1 protein-coding gene is annotated in these 554 nt (G+C 45.7%); it reads right to left on the reverse strand.

Features of this window, described 5'->3' with window-relative positions:
• Window positions 1–554: IS4 family transposase (locus tag QTO06_RS25600; protein ID WP_331410357.1), on the reverse strand; the 554-nt coding region annotated here is incomplete at both ends.

Raw genomic sequence — 554 nt, forward strand, 5'->3', positions numbered from 1 at the left:
TCACTTTTCCAGACTTTATGGAAGTCTTCAATCAGCCATCGGCGCTCGTAATAACCGATAATTCTCATGGCATCTTCAACGTTGTTTATTGGCTCCGATGTCAAGAGGTGCCATGCTAACTTGTCTTTTGATGTCCCTTGCTCAAGGCAACCAACATAATAAACAGGTATGCCTGCGTGCTCTTTTTTATTTGCCGGAGCCTTTAATGTTACCTGGCCAAACTTCACCTCAAGCTTTACATCTCTTGCTTTTCTGCCTCCTTTTTGGGGGATGGTAAGCGCCTTTGTTCCTACAACTGGTAACCCCTGCGCATAGTCGTAAAGCTTTTGAGCGTGTTCTTCTAGGCAACGACTTTGCATTGAGCGAACGACAAAGCGCTGCTGATGTTGACGTTTATAAGTCAAGTATTCGAATAGGTCTGCTTCTCGGTCACAGACCGAGATAACATCTAACATTTTATCCCCTAGGCGTTCAACGACACGGCGAGAAGCTTGCTCCCATTTGTAACTTTCTTTCTCCTTGTAAGGACGAGTCGCGTGTTGGTGGTTTTGCCC

The organism is Vibrio sp. M260121, from assembly GCF_036533715.1.
Lineage (GTDB): Bacteria > Pseudomonadota > Gammaproteobacteria > Enterobacterales > Vibrionaceae > Vibrio.